Genomic DNA, 14,159 nt, shown 5'->3' with positions numbered 1-14,159 from the left:
ACAAATTTTTATATAAAAATGGAAACAAGTGCAAAATAAAGAATTCATTAAATATGAATGCATTAACACACCCCTTGTCCATTTTCTGTGGATAACTTGTGGATAAATAGTGGACAAATTGTGTATATCCCTGGGTTGTGGATGTTGTGGATAATGTGGATAACTTTGTGAATAACTCGAAAAACAATGATTTGCAGATAAAGGGGTTTGTGGATAACAATGGATCAACTTTTGAACGAACTCGATTGGTCAGTCATTGTCCAGTACAAAGATTTGTTTATCCGAGGTGTTGTGACCACAATCGAATTGACTGTGGTTGCCATATGCATCGGGCTTTTGATCGGACTCATTTTGGGTTTTATGCAGATTTCGGGAAAAAAGTGGCTGGTCATACCAGCGAAGCTTTATGTCGATTTGTTTCGGGGAACACCTCTTTTCCTGCAGATTCTTACCATTCATTTTGCCGTGTTGCCGACGTTGTTTGAAGATATTCTCGGCTTGGAGACGCCGGATGCCATGGTTTCCGCTTTCGTTGCCTTGTCGATGAATGCCGGGGCTTACATCTCGGAAATTTTTCGCGGCGGAATTCTTTCCATCGAAAAAGGGCAAATGGAAGCAGCGCGTTCACTGGGGATGACCTATGACCAGGCGATGCGCCTGGTGATCCTGCCTCAGGCGGTCAAACGGATGCTGCCACCGCTCGGAAACGAGTTTATTGCACTGTTAAAGGATACGTCCCTGGTTACGGTCATCGCGGTCAATGATATTACCTATGCAGCATTTGTCACAGCGAAAAACACATTTGTGCGCTGGTCGCCGTATATCGCGGCCGGTGTGATGTATCTCGTCCTGACCCTGATTCTCTCCCGCATTGTCTTCCACTTGGAAAAACGGTTTAATACGAGCAGCAAGAAGGGATGATTGTCCAGTGATCACAGTAGAAAATCTGAATAAATATTTTGGCGACCATCATGTGTTAAAAGAGATCAATGTACAAATTCAGGAGAGAGAAGTGGTCTGTGTGATCGGGCCCAGCGGTTCGGGGAAAAGCACGTTTTTGCGATGCCTGAATCTGCTGGAACGGGTCAGTTCGGGGCGGATCGTGGTCAACGGGTTCGATTTGACCGATCCAAAGACGGATATCAATCGGGTTCGCACGGATGTGGGAATGGTTTTTCAGCAGTTTGAACTGTTTCCTCACAAAAAGGTACTGGATAATATCACATTGGCGCCGATTCACGTTCGCAAGATGGAGAAAGCCGAGGCGGAGAAAAAGGCCCTGGCTCTGCTGGAGAAAGTGGGGTTAGAGGAGAAGGCGGACGCTTATCCCGGAGAGCTTTCCGGCGGCCAGAAGCAGAGAGTGGCCATCGCGCGGGCATTGGCGATGGAGCCGAAACTGATGCTGTTTGACGAGCCGACTTCCGCCCTTGATCCGGAGATGGTCAAGGAAGTGCTGGATGTCATGAAACAGTTGGCGGGGGAAGGGATGACCATGGTCGTCGTCACGCATGAGATGGGATTTGCTCGGGAGGCGGGTGATCGCGTTCTGTTTATGGATGACGGAAAAATTCTGGAAGAGGGAACACCGGAGCAAATTTTTGAACAGCCTCGCCATGAACGGCTCAAATCATTTTTAAGCAAGGTGTTGTAGGGATGACTTTTGGCCGGGTTTTTGGTATAATTCTCACAGAGTGTGAAAACACTTAAAACTGTGATACGAGTGAAAACTCGTTAAACAGAAGGTTTGGACGGTATTTCCTTTCAGGAAGCTTGTTGCTGTTTCAGCGGCAATGCTGTTCTATTTTTCCCGGCATGAGCGTTTCTTATGCCGACCATTATCTGAATTTAAGAAGGGACTGTGTTTGCATGCAAGGCAAAGTCAAGTGGTTCAACGCGGAAAAAGGTTACGGGTTTATTGAGCGCGAAGGCGGAGAAGACGTTTTCGTTCACTACTCTGCGATTCAAATGGAAGGTTTCAAAACATTGGAAGAAGGACAAGAGGTTGAATTTGAAATCGTGGAAGGTTCGCGTGGACCACAGGCTGCGAACGTTGTGAAAAAGTAACATTCCAAACCGAAAAAAACGCTCCCCGGATCTTGGACCTGGGGAGCTTTCATTTTTGCTGAAAGTGTGAAAATGCATGCGGTCCGGATCGTGTCACCCTCTCAGATTGCCGGGTTTTTAATCCGGATTATCCTGGTAAAAATTATGGTAATTTTTGGTGTAATTTTTTATCGAAGTTTGTAAAAAAAAGAGGAGGAATTTTTTTTAAATGAGGGAATAGATAGAGTACAAAGCGGAAGGAGGATTCTCTATGAGATATGTCATCCGTGGGAACAATTTCCAAGTGACTGATGCGCTCAAAGACTTTGCTGCACGAAAACTCGGGCGGCTCGAAAAGTATTTCGATTCCTCTCCGAATCAGGAAGCAGAAGCTCACGTTGCCATGAGTGTAATCAAGGATCAGCACAAAGTCGAAGTGACGATTCCGTATCCGGGCTTGCTTTGCCGCGCGGAGGAATCGAGCGAGGACATGTACGCATCGGTCGACTTGGTAGTTGAAAAATTGGAGAGACAGATTCGCAAGTATAAAACCCGAGTGAATCGTAAATCTCGCCAGGATGCAAGCTTCCGCAACAACTGGAAAGAAAGCGCATACAATGAAACGGCTGCCACGGCAGTGACCGAGGAAGAAAATGACCTGAAAGTGGTCCGGACCAAACGGTTTAACCTGAAACCGATGGGGACGGAAGAAGCGATTTTGCAAATGGACATGCTGGGTCATAACTTCTTCGTATTTACCAATGCTGACACAAACCTGATCAACGTGATCTATCGCCGCAAGGACGGCAAATATGGTTTGATTGAACCGGAGTGATTCAAATACGGAAAATTCACCCTGTCAGGGTCTAAGAAGGGAGTTGGGGAAAAGCCCCCAACTCTTTTTTGATGGAGTTCCCGTGAAGAATCGGCGATTTTTATTGCAGGGAGGCTTGCCTGTGGTATGATAACTTCGTATATAGATCAGGTCTCCTGGTGAACAGGAAAGGTGCAGGGGGTTTAACAAGATGAAAATATTGACAGTGGTTGGAGCAAGACCGCAATTTATCAAAGCGGCTCCGGTTTCCCGCGCGATTCGCAAACAAGCGGATGAGATATTGGTACATACGGGTCAACATTACGATAAATCAATGTCGGATGTCTTTTTTTCCGAACTCCATATTCCGGTTCCCGATTATCATCTGCATGTCGGTTCAAAATCCCATGGCGCGCAGACAGGGGAGATGCTGTCCCGGATCGAGGAAGTGATTCTGAAAGAAAAACCGGATTGTTTGCTCGTCTACGGGGATACCAACTCGACTTTGGCGGGAGCGCTCGCGGCCAGCAAGCTTCATGTTCCCGTCGCACACGTCGAAGCGGGTCTGCGCAGTTTCAACAAACGGATGCCGGAAGAGATCAACCGGATTCTCACCGACCATGTATCTGAGTGGCTCTTCTGCCCGACGCAAACGGCAGTCAACCATCTTGCCACCGAAGGCATCCGCCGGGGAGTTCACCTGGTTGGCGATGTGATGCTGGATGCGGTGCAGTACAACAGCAGATTGGCGAATGAAAAGTCCGGCATATTGAAAGAACTGAACATAAAGACCGGGGAATATATCCTGATCACCCTTCACCGAGCGGAAAATACCGACGATCCGGCCCGTTTGTCGCAAATCATTTCAGCGCTCAACGAACTTCCGCTGCCGGCAGTCCTTCCGCTTCATCCCAGGACGAAGGGCAAAATGGCACCAATGGGCCTTGCCATTACCAATCCGAACGTCAAATTGATCGAACCTGTCGGCTATCTGGATATGCTGCAGCTGGAGGTCAATGCCAAAAAAATACTGACCGATTCCGGCGGAGTGCAGAAGGAAGCGTTTTTTGCCAAAGTTCCGTGCATTACCATGCGTGACGAAACGGAGTGGACAGAAACGGTTGAGCTGGGTGCCAACCTCCTTGTTGGGGCGGATCAATCGAAGATTCTTGATGCAGTGGACAATTTCACCGTTGATTTTACCAGGATGAAAGACGTGTTCGGCGACGGGCGGGCATCGGAGAAAATCACAGATCAACTTCTGAAAGACCTTGGCTGACCGGAGCAGGCCGGGGCCCCATTTTTGACCGGGCCGCCGGCCTTTTTTTGGAAAAAGAATATCCGAAAGATTTCACTAATATTACATTGACCGTTTTTTGTTTCATGTTAATGTAATATAGTAACCGGAATGTTACAAGCAAGTGCTGTATTTGCAGGAATAGAAGAAGTCAACACGGCTGAAGTTTATAGCGATCTCATAAAATGAATTTAAATGGATTGTCCAGAAGTAAGGAAGTGAAGAAGTTGAGAATTTGGTTAGCGAATCATTATGCGGTTCCTCCCAATATCGCCGGGATTACCCGCCACTATGAATTGGCGCGGGAGTGGGCGACGGAAGAAAAAGCGGATGTCACGCTGTTTCTCTCCAAATTTGTCCATCCTCGCCGCACCTTCGTCACCGCAGAGGAAAAAAACGCCCTCGACAAGGTTCCGGGACTGAATCTGAACTGGCTTTGGTCCTATCCCCATAAAACCAACGATTTCAAACGGATCATCAATATGGGGAGCTTTGCCGCCATCTTTTTTCTGGCCGGATTGTTCAAACGGAGACCCGATGTGTTAATCGCTTCTTCGCCTCATCTGTTTACCGCATTTTCCGGATGGATGCTGGCAGCGTTAAAGCGGTGTCCGTTCGTTCTCGAGGTTCGGGATCTGTGGCCTGATTCGCTCATTAAAATGGGCGGCCTGAACAACAAACACGTCATCAAACTGCTCACTTGGATGGAATTGTTTCTCTACCGGAAAGCGGATAAAATCATCGTGCTGACCGAACATCAGCGCAAATTTATTGCTGATAAGGGCATTGATCCGGATAAAATCGAGCTGATTCCCAATGGGATCGTCGTCAGCTCCTGGAAGCCGGACCCGTCCAAGCGGGCAGAGTTCCGCCGGAAAATGGGAGTGCCTGAAGACGATTTTGTGGCCATTTATACGGGGGCGCACGGGCCGGCAAATGCCTTGCAATACGTGGTGGAAGCGGGCCGCTATCTCGATCCGGGCATTTCCATCGTACTGATCGGTGACGGCCCGGAAAAGGAGAAGCTGATCAGGCTGAAGCGCGAAAAAGGGCTGGATAATGTTTATCTGCTCGATCCTGTTCCAAAAGCAGAGATTTTCGATTATACGCAAGCCGCCGACGTGGGGATTATCTCCCTGGCTGACAATGAAGTGTTCCGCGGTGCCCGGCCCAACAAACTGTTTGATTACACCTTTATCGGATTGCCGATTGTGACCACGGTTGACGGAGAAGTGCGTGAAATCGTCGAGAAAAACCGGGTCGGGCTCTTCGCCGGGGCGGAGAATCCGGAAGGATTGGCTGAAGCCATTAAAACCGTGCGTTCGTATTCACAGGAGGAGCGCGAAGAGATTAAAAAGAACGGACGCGATTATATCGATCGCGAAGGGGATCGCAAGAAATTAGCACACCGTTTTTATACGATCCTGCAAAAGCTGGTGCGCCGCTAAACGCTTTTCCAGGCGTAAAAAGTGAAAAAACGGACGAAATTTGATAAACTAATTAATGTGGGCTTTTATATTCATCGAGATCATACAAGAATCTCTTGTTTCATATAAATCCAGCTTAGGTAGGAGATGATGAAGGTGTTGCAAGCCCTTCGAAAATTGCTTGATCCGCAAGAGAGGCAATTGAAGAAGTTTTTTGCCCTTGCTGATACGATCGATTCGTTGGAGCCGTCGATGCAGGTTCTTTCCGACGAAGAACTCCGGGCAAAGACGGATGAATTTAAGAATAGGCTGGAAAATGGAGAGAGCTTGGACGATTTGTTGCCGGAGGCGTTTGCCGTTGTGCGTGAGGCGGCGAAACGGGTGCTTGGCATGCGCCATTTCCGCGTGCAACTGGTTGGGGGAATGGTGCTGCACCAAGGCGATATCGCCGAGATGAAAACCGGGGAAGGGAAAACGCTGGTATCGACCCTGCCGGCATACCTCAATGCGCTCACCGGCAAAGGCGTGCACATTGTGACCGTCAACGATTACCTGGCCAAACGGGACCGTGAATGGATGGGACAGGTTTTTGAATTCCTGGGTCTTACGGTCGGACTCAATCTGCCGCAGATGAGCCCGGATGAGAAACGGGCCGCGTACCAGGCGGATATTACGTTTGGAACGAACAATGAGTTCGGCTTTGACTATCTGCGTGACAACATGGTGCTCTATCCCGAACAATTGACACAGCGCGAACTGAACTATGCGATCATCGATGAAGTGGACAGCATCCTGATCGATGAAGCGCGGACGCCACTGATTATCAGCGGTCAGGCCAACAAAGCGACAGATCTGTATTATACGGCCGACAAAGTGGTTCGCCGTTTGAAAAGAGACGAAGATTATACGGTGGATATCAAGACAAAACAGGTTGCGCTTACCGAAGACGGCGTGAAAAAGGTGGAGGGTTTCCTCGGTGTGGATAACCTCTACGATATGCGCAACATCACGCTGAACCATCATGTGCAGCAGGCGCTGAAAGCCCATGTCCTCATGAAAAGGGATGAAGATTATGTGGTCAATGAGGACGGGGTTGTCATCGTGGACGAGTTCACCGGCCGCCTGATGTACGGACGCCGGTACAGCGACGGCTTGCACCAGGCGATTGAGGCAAAGGAAGGTTTGCAGGTGCAGCGGGAGAGCATGACTCTGGCCACCATTACGCTGCAAAACTATTTCCGCCTGTACAAAAAACTGTCCGGGATGACCGGGACAGCCAAGACAGAGGAAGAAGAATTCCGCAAAATCTACAATATGGACGTTTATCCGATTCCCACCAATCGCCCGATGGCCCGCAAGGATTTGTCCGATGTTCTGTATAAGACGGAAGAGGCCAAATTTAATGCAGTCGTCGAGGAAATCGCCCGACGCCATGAAAAAGGGCAACCCGTTTTGGTCGGGACGGTATCGATTGAAAAATCGGAACGGCTTTCCCGAGCGCTCAAAAAACGGGGAATTCCGCACGAAGTGTTAAATGCGAAAAACCATGCGCGTGAAGCCGAAATCATTGCCCGGGCCGGACAGCGGGGAGCGGTGACGATTGCCACCAACATGGCCGGTCGGGGAACGGACATTGTTCTCGGCGAAGGAGTGGCCGAGCTTGGCGGGTTGCACGTGTTGGGAACGGAACGCCATGAAAGCCGCCGCATCGATAACCAGTTGCGCGGGCGTTCCGGCCGGCAGGGAGACCCCGGTTCATCCCAGTTCTTCCTCTCTTTGTCCGATGATTTGATGCGCCGGTTTGGGGCGGAGAACCTGGAAAACATGCTGGAGCGTCTGGGACTGCCGGATGATCAGCCGATTGAAGGAAAAATGTTCAGCAAGGCGGTGGCCAACGCACAGCGCAAGGTGGAAGCCAACAACTTTGATGCCCGACGCTGGGTATTGCAATATGACGACGTCTTGAATCAGCAGCGGGAAATTATTTATAAACAACGGCGGGAAGTGCTGACCAGCGATGATTTGAAAGATGTCGTTCTCGGCATGGCAAAATCGACGATTGAAAATGTCGTGGGCATTCATACCGCGGAAGAGCTGGAAGAAGATTGGGATCTGGAAGCGATCGTCGATTACGTTGAATCAAATCTGCTTCCGGAAGGACGCATTGATGAGGAAGACCTGGAAAACAAAGAGCCCAAGGAAATCATCGAACTCATCTATGACGAGGTTGTCCGCCATTATGAAGAGAAGAAAGAGGAAATGGGCAACGAGCGGTTGCAGGAATTCTCCAAAGTTGTTATCCTGCGTACTGTCGACCGCAAATGGATGGATCACATCGATGCGATGGAGCAGTTGCGTCAGGGGATTCACCTGCGGGCCTATGGCCAGGATAATCCGCTTCGGGCTTATCAATTCGAAGGCTTTGCCATGTTTGAGGAAATGGTGAAGGAGATTCAGGAAGAGGTTATCAAGTATGTCATGAAGTCCGTGATCCGTGAAGAAGAAGAGCTGGAGCGGGAAGAAGTGGCCATCAATGCCGTCGCGCATTCCGGGGGATCGGAAGAGGGAGAGGCGCCCAAAAAGCAGCCGATTCGCCGAAATGATAAAGTGGGCCGCAATGAACCCTGTCCGTGCGGAAGTGGAAAGAAATATAAAAACTGCTGTTTAAAAAACGAAAAAGCAGTTCCAGCAAACCGGTGAGGCAGGGGCTTTACCCTGCCTCTTTCGGTGATAGTGTTTTTTTCTTTTTCATATATAATAAAAATGTTTCAGGAACAGACTTGAGCATGAGGTGATTGATGTGGAAATGAGCGAAGTGAAACAGCATTTGTCCAATACAGCCAAGCAATTGGCGGATATCAGGGGGTCTCTTTGACCTCGATCAGAAAAAGGAACGATTGACTGCACTGGAAGAGAAAATGGCTTCCCCTTCGTTTTGGGATGATCAGGAAGAAGCCCAAAAAGTGATTGATGAAATGAAACAGCTCAAAGAGCTGACAGAAACGATGCAGAAACTGGAGGAAAAGCAGGAAGAGGCGCAGTTGATGCTCGAACTCTTGGCCGAAGAAGGGGAAGATGAGGCGATGGGCGAAGAGTTGGAGCGGGAATTGCGTGAGCTGAAAAAGGAGATCGACGCCTTTGAGCTCACCCTGATGCTGAGCGGGCCTTATGATCGCAATTCGGCCATCCTGGAACTGCATCCGGGGGCCGGGGGAACGGAATCGCAGGATTGGGCGGAGATGTTGCACCGGATGTACGTCCGCTGGGCGGAAAAAAGCGGGTACAAAGTGGAAACACTGGACTATCTGCCCGGTGAAGAGGCGGGAATCAAAAGTGTCACGCTGCTCATCAAGGGAATCAATGCTTACGGCTATCTGAAGGCAGAAAAAGGGGTGCACCGGCTTGTCCGCATCTCGCCGTTCGATGCGTCCGGCCGCCGGCATACTTCCTTTGTTTCTGTCAATGTGATGCCGGAGATTGACAATGATGTGGAAATCGAAATCCGTCCCGATGAGCTGAAAATCGATACCTATCGCTCGAGCGGGGCAGGCGGCCAGCACGTCAACACGACCGATTCGGCGGTAAGGATTACCCACATTCCAACCGGGATCGTCGTGACCTGCCAGTCAGAACGCTCGCAGATCAAGAACCGTGAGCGTGCGATGAAAATCCTTAAGGCACGTCTTTATGAACGCCAGATGGAAGAACAGCAGAAGGAACTGCAAGCCCTGAAAGGGGAGCAGACCGAAATCGGCTGGGGCAACCAGATTCGCTCCTATGTTTTCCATCCGTACAGCATGGTGAAGGATCACCGCACCCAGACGGAAACGGGAAATGTGCAAGCGGTGATGGATGGAGAACTTGATCCGTTTATTGAGGCTTATCTGCGTAAGTTGATGAACAAAGGATAAAAAGAGCCTGAAAAAGAATAGAGGGGTGACCGGTTCATGTCCGATTGGAAAAACGTCCAAGTGGAAAAAGGGGATGCCTGGGCACTTGTCACATTTAACCGTCCGAAAGTGTTAAATGCGCTCAACCGGGAATTGCTGGAGGAACTGGACGCTGTCATTTCTTGGATTGAGCAGGACGAGGAGATTCGTGTTTTAATTATGACAGGCAGCGGTGAGAAAGCATTTGTCGCCGGAGCAGATATCACGGAGCTGCGCCGGATCCCGTCCGCTACGGAAGCGGAGCGCCTGGCCGCATTCGGGCAACGGTTGTTCAGCCGGATTGAAAGCTTGCCGATTCCGGTGATTATGGCAGTGAATGGCTATGCTTTGGGTGGAGGATGTGAATTGGCGATGGCCGGTGATATCATCCTCGCTTCTGATCGTGCTCGCTTTGGCCAGCCGGAAATCAACTTGGGCGTTATTCCCGGATATGGAGGGACACAGCGTCTCGCCCGCCGTGTTGGCACAGGAACGGCGAAATACCTGTGCATGACGGGTGAGATGATCGATGCGCAGGAGGCCGCGCGCCTCGGTTTGGTGCAAAAAGTGGTTGCGGCCGATCAGCTTCTGGACGAGGCGAAGCGATTGGCAAAACAGTTGGCGCAAAAAGCGCCGATTGCTCTTCGGTATATAAAGAAAGCCATTGATATCGGAACAGAAACCGATCTTTCTGCCGGACTTCATTTGGAGGCTTCTTATTTCGGGTTGACCTTCAACACCGATGACCGGGCAGAAGGAATGGATGCTTTTTTGGAAAAAAGACCTCCCCGCTTTACGGGCAAATAGAGTTCGGCAGTTGGTTTCCCTGCTCGTCATTGGTCGGGGAGAATGGGAAAAGGAGGTAAAAGTCGATGGATTTTATTATGGAAAATCCGCAGATTGCGGGTGTAGCCGCCCTGGTAATCGTCCTGATTCTGATTGTCGTGATCAGCTTGATTGTCAGCAAAAAGCGAAAGCGGGAAGTGGCAGAACTGGAACAGATGTTTCCGGAAGGAAGTTTGGGCAGTGAAGATATGAAAATCTCCGTTGAACAAGTGCGCCGTTCCACGTTGAGACGGGAGAAGATGAAGAAGAAGCAGCAGTATATTCCGCGCGAACGGCCAACCGAGCCGCTGCCGGATGAAGATAAAGAAATCATTGTGCGTGACAGCCAAGTCCTGAGCAAGCAGAGCAAACCGGATCGGAAACGGGAAGACAGAGCGGAGAAAGAGAAAGTGGAACGAAGCCGGTCTTCCCGTCTGTCTTCTGTGTCAAAATCAGCGTCAAAAGAAAAAAGCGAAGAACAGCCGAAGCTGGACAAGCTCTACGAACAGGTTGAAGACAAAGAAAAGTCTTTTGCCATCCGGACGAAAACACGCAAGGCGAACCATGAAGAAGAAACGGACAAACTGGAATCGCCCAAGAAGAAAAAACCAATGGCGCCGCAGAAAGCCGATTCCGAACAGAAGGGCGATTCTTTGGAAAACCGCCGTTTATACAAGCGGAGCCTGTTAAAACCCGATCGCGGGCGGGAAAGCAAAGATCTCGGCAAAGCGACCTTGATTGATACACAGATGTTTACGACAGACGAAATCGCTGCGGCGATGGATGAAAAAGAAAAAAGCTCCTCACGTTCCAAACAGGAATCAGGTAAAAAATGGTTCTCCAAGTAAAGGGTGAGTCGGGTGAAATATAAATTCCTTTTGGCGACAGGGGCAGCTGCAGCCCTCTTGCTGGCAGGATGCAGCACCGCCGGACAGGAACAGCAACAGCAAAGCAGCAGTGCGGCGGATACACCGCAGGAAGTGTTCGCCAATAACTGTTCTGCCTGCCATGGCGGCAACCTGCAAGGGGGATATGGCCCGAGCCTCCAGAAAATCGGCAGCAAATTAAGCAAAGAGCAGATTATGCACGTGATCGAAAACGGGCAAGGGCAGATGCCGCCGCAAACGCAAGTGCCCAAGGAAGCACGGGAAAAGCTGGCCGAATGGCTGTCGCAGAAAAAATGAGGATTTCACATAAGAGGGACCCGGGCCGGCCATCTGCCTGAAATACACAATCGTATTTTGAATTTCGAATCTGACGGCAAACAGAAGAAAGAGATCGGGGATGGCTGGCAGGGGCCGAACGCCGGCTTTTCAGTCGAAGGGGATCGGTGATATTCTGCACCGACCTTTGCGATCAAGGAGCCGGGAGCAAAGAGAATACCAACCGGACTTTATACATGTTGTACCACCTAAAAACGGTGGTCTTTTTTTATGGAATGGTTGAATAAATATTAATATAATTGTATAATGATACATAACTTGCAAAGGTCGTTCCAAAAAAAGAGGTGCAATCAATTGAAAACAGCAGTGATTGGCTCCACCGGCTACGGAGGAGTTGAGTTGATCCGCCTGCTGGCGGCACACCCCCATTTTGAACTGACGAAACTGATTTCAACTTCAAAAACGGGCGAAGCGCTGGATCAGGCGTTTCCGCATTTGCGGCATTTGGGATATGCCTTTTCCGGATTGAATGTGGATGAATTGGCGGAACAAGTCGATCTTGTCTTTTTTGCCACTCCCGCCGGCGTCAGCGGCAAATACGCTCCCGCCCTTGCGGAACGGAACGTGATCGTGGTCGACCTGTCCGGGGATTTTCGTCTGGGCGAGCCGGAGGTTTACGAAGCGTGGTATGGGAAAGAAGCCCCGCCCCGTACCTGGATGGAGAAAGCGGTGTACGGTCTGAGCGAGTGGTTTGGCGACCGGCTGCCGGAAGCACAGTTGATCGCCAATCCGGGTTGTTACCCCACGGCTTCGCTGTTGGCGCTTCTGCCTTTGCTGAAGGAAAAAGTGATCGATCCGGCCATGGTCATCATCGACGGCAAATCCGGGGTATCCGGGGCAGGGAGAAAGCCGGGGCTGGCGACATTGTTTTGCGAAGTGAATGAAAATGTCCGGCCGTATAAAGCGGACCGTCATCAGCATACGCCGGAAATGGAGCGTTTTGCGGAAATCTGTGCCGATTCACCGGTGCGCATCCGGTTTGTTCCCCATTTGGTGCCGATGAATCGCGGAATTCTGATCACCCTTTATGCAACCAACTTGAATAATTATACAAACCGGGATCTGTTTGATTTGTATTGTGAGACCTACCAAAACCGGCCTTTTGTCCGTGTGTTGAAAGAAGGTTGGCCGGAGACCAAGGCGGTGCAGGGGAGCAACTTCTGTGACATCGGCTTCCATGTGGATGAGCGAACGGGAAGCATTGTTGTGATGGCGGCCATTGACAATCTGATGAAGGGGGCGGCCGGCCAGGCAGTGCAAAACGCCAATCTTCGTTGCGGCTGGCCGGAGGAGAGCGGGCTGACCGGGATTCCGCTGTATCCGTAAGAGAGAAGACCAGGAGAAAAGGAGGAGAAGAGAAGTGGAGACAATCAAAGAGCGCGTGCAGAAGCAGATGTTTTCCGTGGCTTCCGATGCAAAAATCACATTTCCAAACGGGTTTGTCGCTGCGGGAATGCATGCCGGCATCAAGCGGAAACGCCCGGATTTGGGATTGCTTGTTTGCGAAGTGCCCGCCTCCGTGGCCGCTGTTTATACGACCAACGCTTTTCAGGCAGCTCCGCTGAAAGTGACACAGGAGAGTCTCGGGGCCGGGCGGCGCATTCAGGCAATTGTGGTCAACAGCGGGATCGCCAATGCCTGCACGGGACGAAAAGGGTTGGAAGATGCTTATCAAATGAGGAAAAAGACGGCCGATTTGCTGGGGATTCCCGAGCATTTCGTTGCTGTCGCCTCGACCGGAGTGATTGGTGAATACCTGCCGATGGAGCGGGTGGAACAGGGACTGGATCAATTGGTTCCCCGGTTGCAAAAAGGGGACGACAAATTTGCCCAGGCGATCTTGACAACCGATACGTGCACCAAACAAGTGGCGGTAGAACTTCAGATCGACGGAAAGTGCGTCAGGATTGCCGGTGTGGCCAAAGGGTCCGGGATGATCAAGCCGAACATGGCCACGATGCTCGCTTTTATCACCACCGATGCCGTCATCGACTCCGATGTGTTGCAATCCCTTTTGTGGAAAGAGACCGATCTCTCTTTTAATATGATCACCGTCGACGGTGACACCAGCACCAATGACATGGTGATTACGATGGCCAGCAATTTGGCCGGCAATCAGCCCCTCGGCCGCAATCATCCGGAGTGGAACCAGTTTCGTGCCGCATTTGCCTATGTGTGTGAAGAGCTGGCCAAAATGATCGCGCGCGACGGAGAAGGGGCGACCCGGCTGATCGAAGTGAAGGTGGCGGGAGCCGGGTCCGATGAGACTGCGCGGAAAGTGGCCAAGGCGGTCGTCGGTTCCAATCTGGTAAAAGCGGCCATCTACGGCGCGGATGCCAACTGGGGACGGATCGTTTGTGCAGCCGGTTACGGTGCGCCCGATCTGAATGCAGACGCGGTGGAAGTGCGTCTGGGAGAGATTCCGGTTGTGCGTGAGGGACTTCCTCTTCCCTTCGATGAGTTGGAAGCGGAGAAGGAGCTCAAAAAAGAGACGGTGAGGATCACCCTCGATCTGCATCAGGGAAATGGGTGCGCGACCGCCTGGGGATGCGATTTGACCTATGAATATGTCCGGATCAACGCCAGTTATCGCACGTAGTC

Annotated in this window: 13 protein-coding genes; all 13 read left to right on the top strand. The window is 50.7% G+C overall.

Going from position 1 to position 14,159, the window contains the following annotated elements:
- Window positions 1-219 precede the first annotated feature (219 nt).
- The 13 genes from I8U18_RS07845 to argJ all read left to right on the top strand — a co-directional run bounded on the left by I8U18_RS07845 (window position 220) and on the right by argJ (window position 14,157).
- The gene (locus I8U18_RS07845; protein WP_198064670.1) at window positions 220-921 is read left to right on the top strand and encodes an amino acid ABC transporter permease; all 702 of its coding nucleotides are present in this window, start codon (window positions 220-222) and stop codon (window positions 919-921) included.
- 7 nt (window positions 922-928) lie between these two features.
- Complete coding sequence (locus I8U18_RS07840) at window positions 929-1,651, top strand: amino acid ABC transporter ATP-binding protein (protein WP_198055527.1); 723 nt, start codon at window positions 929-931, stop codon at window positions 1,649-1,651.
- A 215-nt stretch (window positions 1,652-1,866) separates the two neighbouring features.
- Window positions 1,867-2,064, top strand: a complete 198-nt coding sequence (locus I8U18_RS07835; protein ID WP_033100539.1) for a cold shock domain-containing protein — start codon at window positions 1,867-1,869, stop codon at window positions 2,062-2,064.
- Between the two features lie 250 nt (window positions 2,065-2,314).
- A complete protein-coding gene (hpf, locus tag I8U18_RS07830) occupies window positions 2,315-2,878 on the top strand; it encodes a ribosome hibernation-promoting factor, HPF/YfiA family (protein ID WP_198055526.1) in 564 nt (187 codons plus the stop codon).
- Between the two features lie 190 nt (window positions 2,879-3,068).
- On the top strand, window positions 3,069-4,136 hold the full coding sequence (gene wecB / locus I8U18_RS07825) for a non-hydrolyzing UDP-N-acetylglucosamine 2-epimerase (protein ID WP_198064669.1): 1,068 nt from the start codon (window positions 3,069-3,071) through the stop codon (window positions 4,134-4,136).
- A 245-nt stretch (window positions 4,137-4,381) separates the two neighbouring features.
- On the top strand, window positions 4,382-5,602 hold the full coding sequence (locus I8U18_RS07820) for a glycosyltransferase family 4 protein (protein WP_033100350.1): 1,221 nt from the start codon (window positions 4,382-4,384) through the stop codon (window positions 5,600-5,602).
- Window positions 5,603-5,737: 135 nt separating this feature from the next.
- Window positions 5,738-8,281, top strand: coding sequence for a preprotein translocase subunit SecA (gene secA, locus I8U18_RS07815; protein ID WP_198055523.1), 2,544 nt, complete (start codon window positions 5,738-5,740; stop codon window positions 8,279-8,281).
- Window positions 8,282-8,381: 100 nt separating this feature from the next.
- Window positions 8,382-9,492, top strand: a protein-coding gene (gene prfB, locus I8U18_RS07810) for a peptide chain release factor 2 (protein WP_181735394.1) whose coding sequence is annotated in 2 segments (ribosomal slippage) — window positions 8,382-8,453 and window positions 8,455-9,492 — 1,110 coding nt in all. Because the reading frame shifts where the segments join, the coding sequence is not laid out codon by codon here.
- A gap of 36 nt (window positions 9,493-9,528) precedes the next feature.
- A complete protein-coding gene (locus I8U18_RS07805; protein WP_033100348.1) occupies window positions 9,529-10,317 on the top strand; it encodes an enoyl-CoA hydratase-related protein in 789 nt (262 codons plus the stop codon).
- 65 nt (window positions 10,318-10,382) lie between these two features.
- On the top strand, window positions 10,383-11,183 hold the full coding sequence (locus I8U18_RS07800; protein ID WP_198064668.1) for a hypothetical protein: 801 nt from the start codon (window positions 10,383-10,385) through the stop codon (window positions 11,181-11,183).
- Window positions 11,184-11,195: 12 nt separating this feature from the next.
- Window positions 11,196-11,519: a c-type cytochrome gene (locus I8U18_RS07795; protein WP_033100346.1), complete on the top strand. Its 324-nt coding sequence runs from the start codon at window positions 11,196-11,198 to the stop codon at window positions 11,517-11,519.
- A 333-nt stretch (window positions 11,520-11,852) separates the two neighbouring features.
- Window positions 11,853-12,884 carry an N-acetyl-gamma-glutamyl-phosphate reductase gene (argC, locus tag I8U18_RS07790; RefSeq protein ID WP_198055521.1) on the top strand — a complete coding sequence of 344 codons (1,032 nt, stop codon included), beginning with the start codon at window positions 11,853-11,855 and terminating at the stop codon, window positions 12,882-12,884.
- A gap of 67 nt (window positions 12,885-12,951) precedes the next feature.
- The gene (gene argJ, locus I8U18_RS07785) at window positions 12,952-14,157 is read left to right on the top strand and encodes a bifunctional ornithine acetyltransferase/N-acetylglutamate synthase (RefSeq protein ID WP_033100537.1); all 1,206 of its coding nucleotides are present in this window, start codon (window positions 12,952-12,954) and stop codon (window positions 14,155-14,157) included.
- Window positions 14,158-14,159: the final 2 nt, after the last annotated feature.

The organism is Thermoactinomyces sp. CICC 10522, from assembly GCF_016055075.1.
GTDB classification, from domain to species: domain Bacteria; phylum Bacillota; class Bacilli; order Thermoactinomycetales; family Thermoactinomycetaceae; genus Thermoactinomyces_A; species Thermoactinomyces_A daqus.
Note: the sequence above shows the minus strand (reverse complement) of the source record. Positions and strands in the feature narration are given on the sequence as shown.

Excerpts from the sequence above, each read along its gene's own strand:
- I8U18_RS07800 (WP_198064668.1), top strand. The coding sequence starts at position 10,383 with ATGGATTTTATTATGGAAAATCCGCAGATTGCGGGTGTAGCCGCCCTG.
- argJ (WP_033100537.1), top strand. The coding sequence starts at position 12,952 with ATGTTTTCCGTGGCTTCCGATGCAAAAATCACATTTCCAAACGGGTTT.
- I8U18_RS07835 (WP_033100539.1), top strand. The coding sequence starts at position 1,867 with ATGCAAGGCAAAGTCAAGTGGTTCAACGCGGAAAAAGGTTACGGGTTT.
- I8U18_RS07845 (WP_198064670.1), top strand. The coding sequence starts at position 220 with ATGGATCAACTTTTGAACGAACTCGATTGGTCAGTCATTGTCCAGTAC.
- wecB (WP_198064669.1), top strand. The coding sequence starts at position 3,069 with ATGAAAATATTGACAGTGGTTGGAGCAAGACCGCAATTTATCAAAGCG.
- hpf (WP_198055526.1), top strand. The coding sequence starts at position 2,315 with ATGAGATATGTCATCCGTGGGAACAATTTCCAAGTGACTGATGCGCTC.
- I8U18_RS07805 (WP_033100348.1), top strand. The coding sequence starts at position 9,529 with ATGTCCGATTGGAAAAACGTCCAAGTGGAAAAAGGGGATGCCTGGGCA.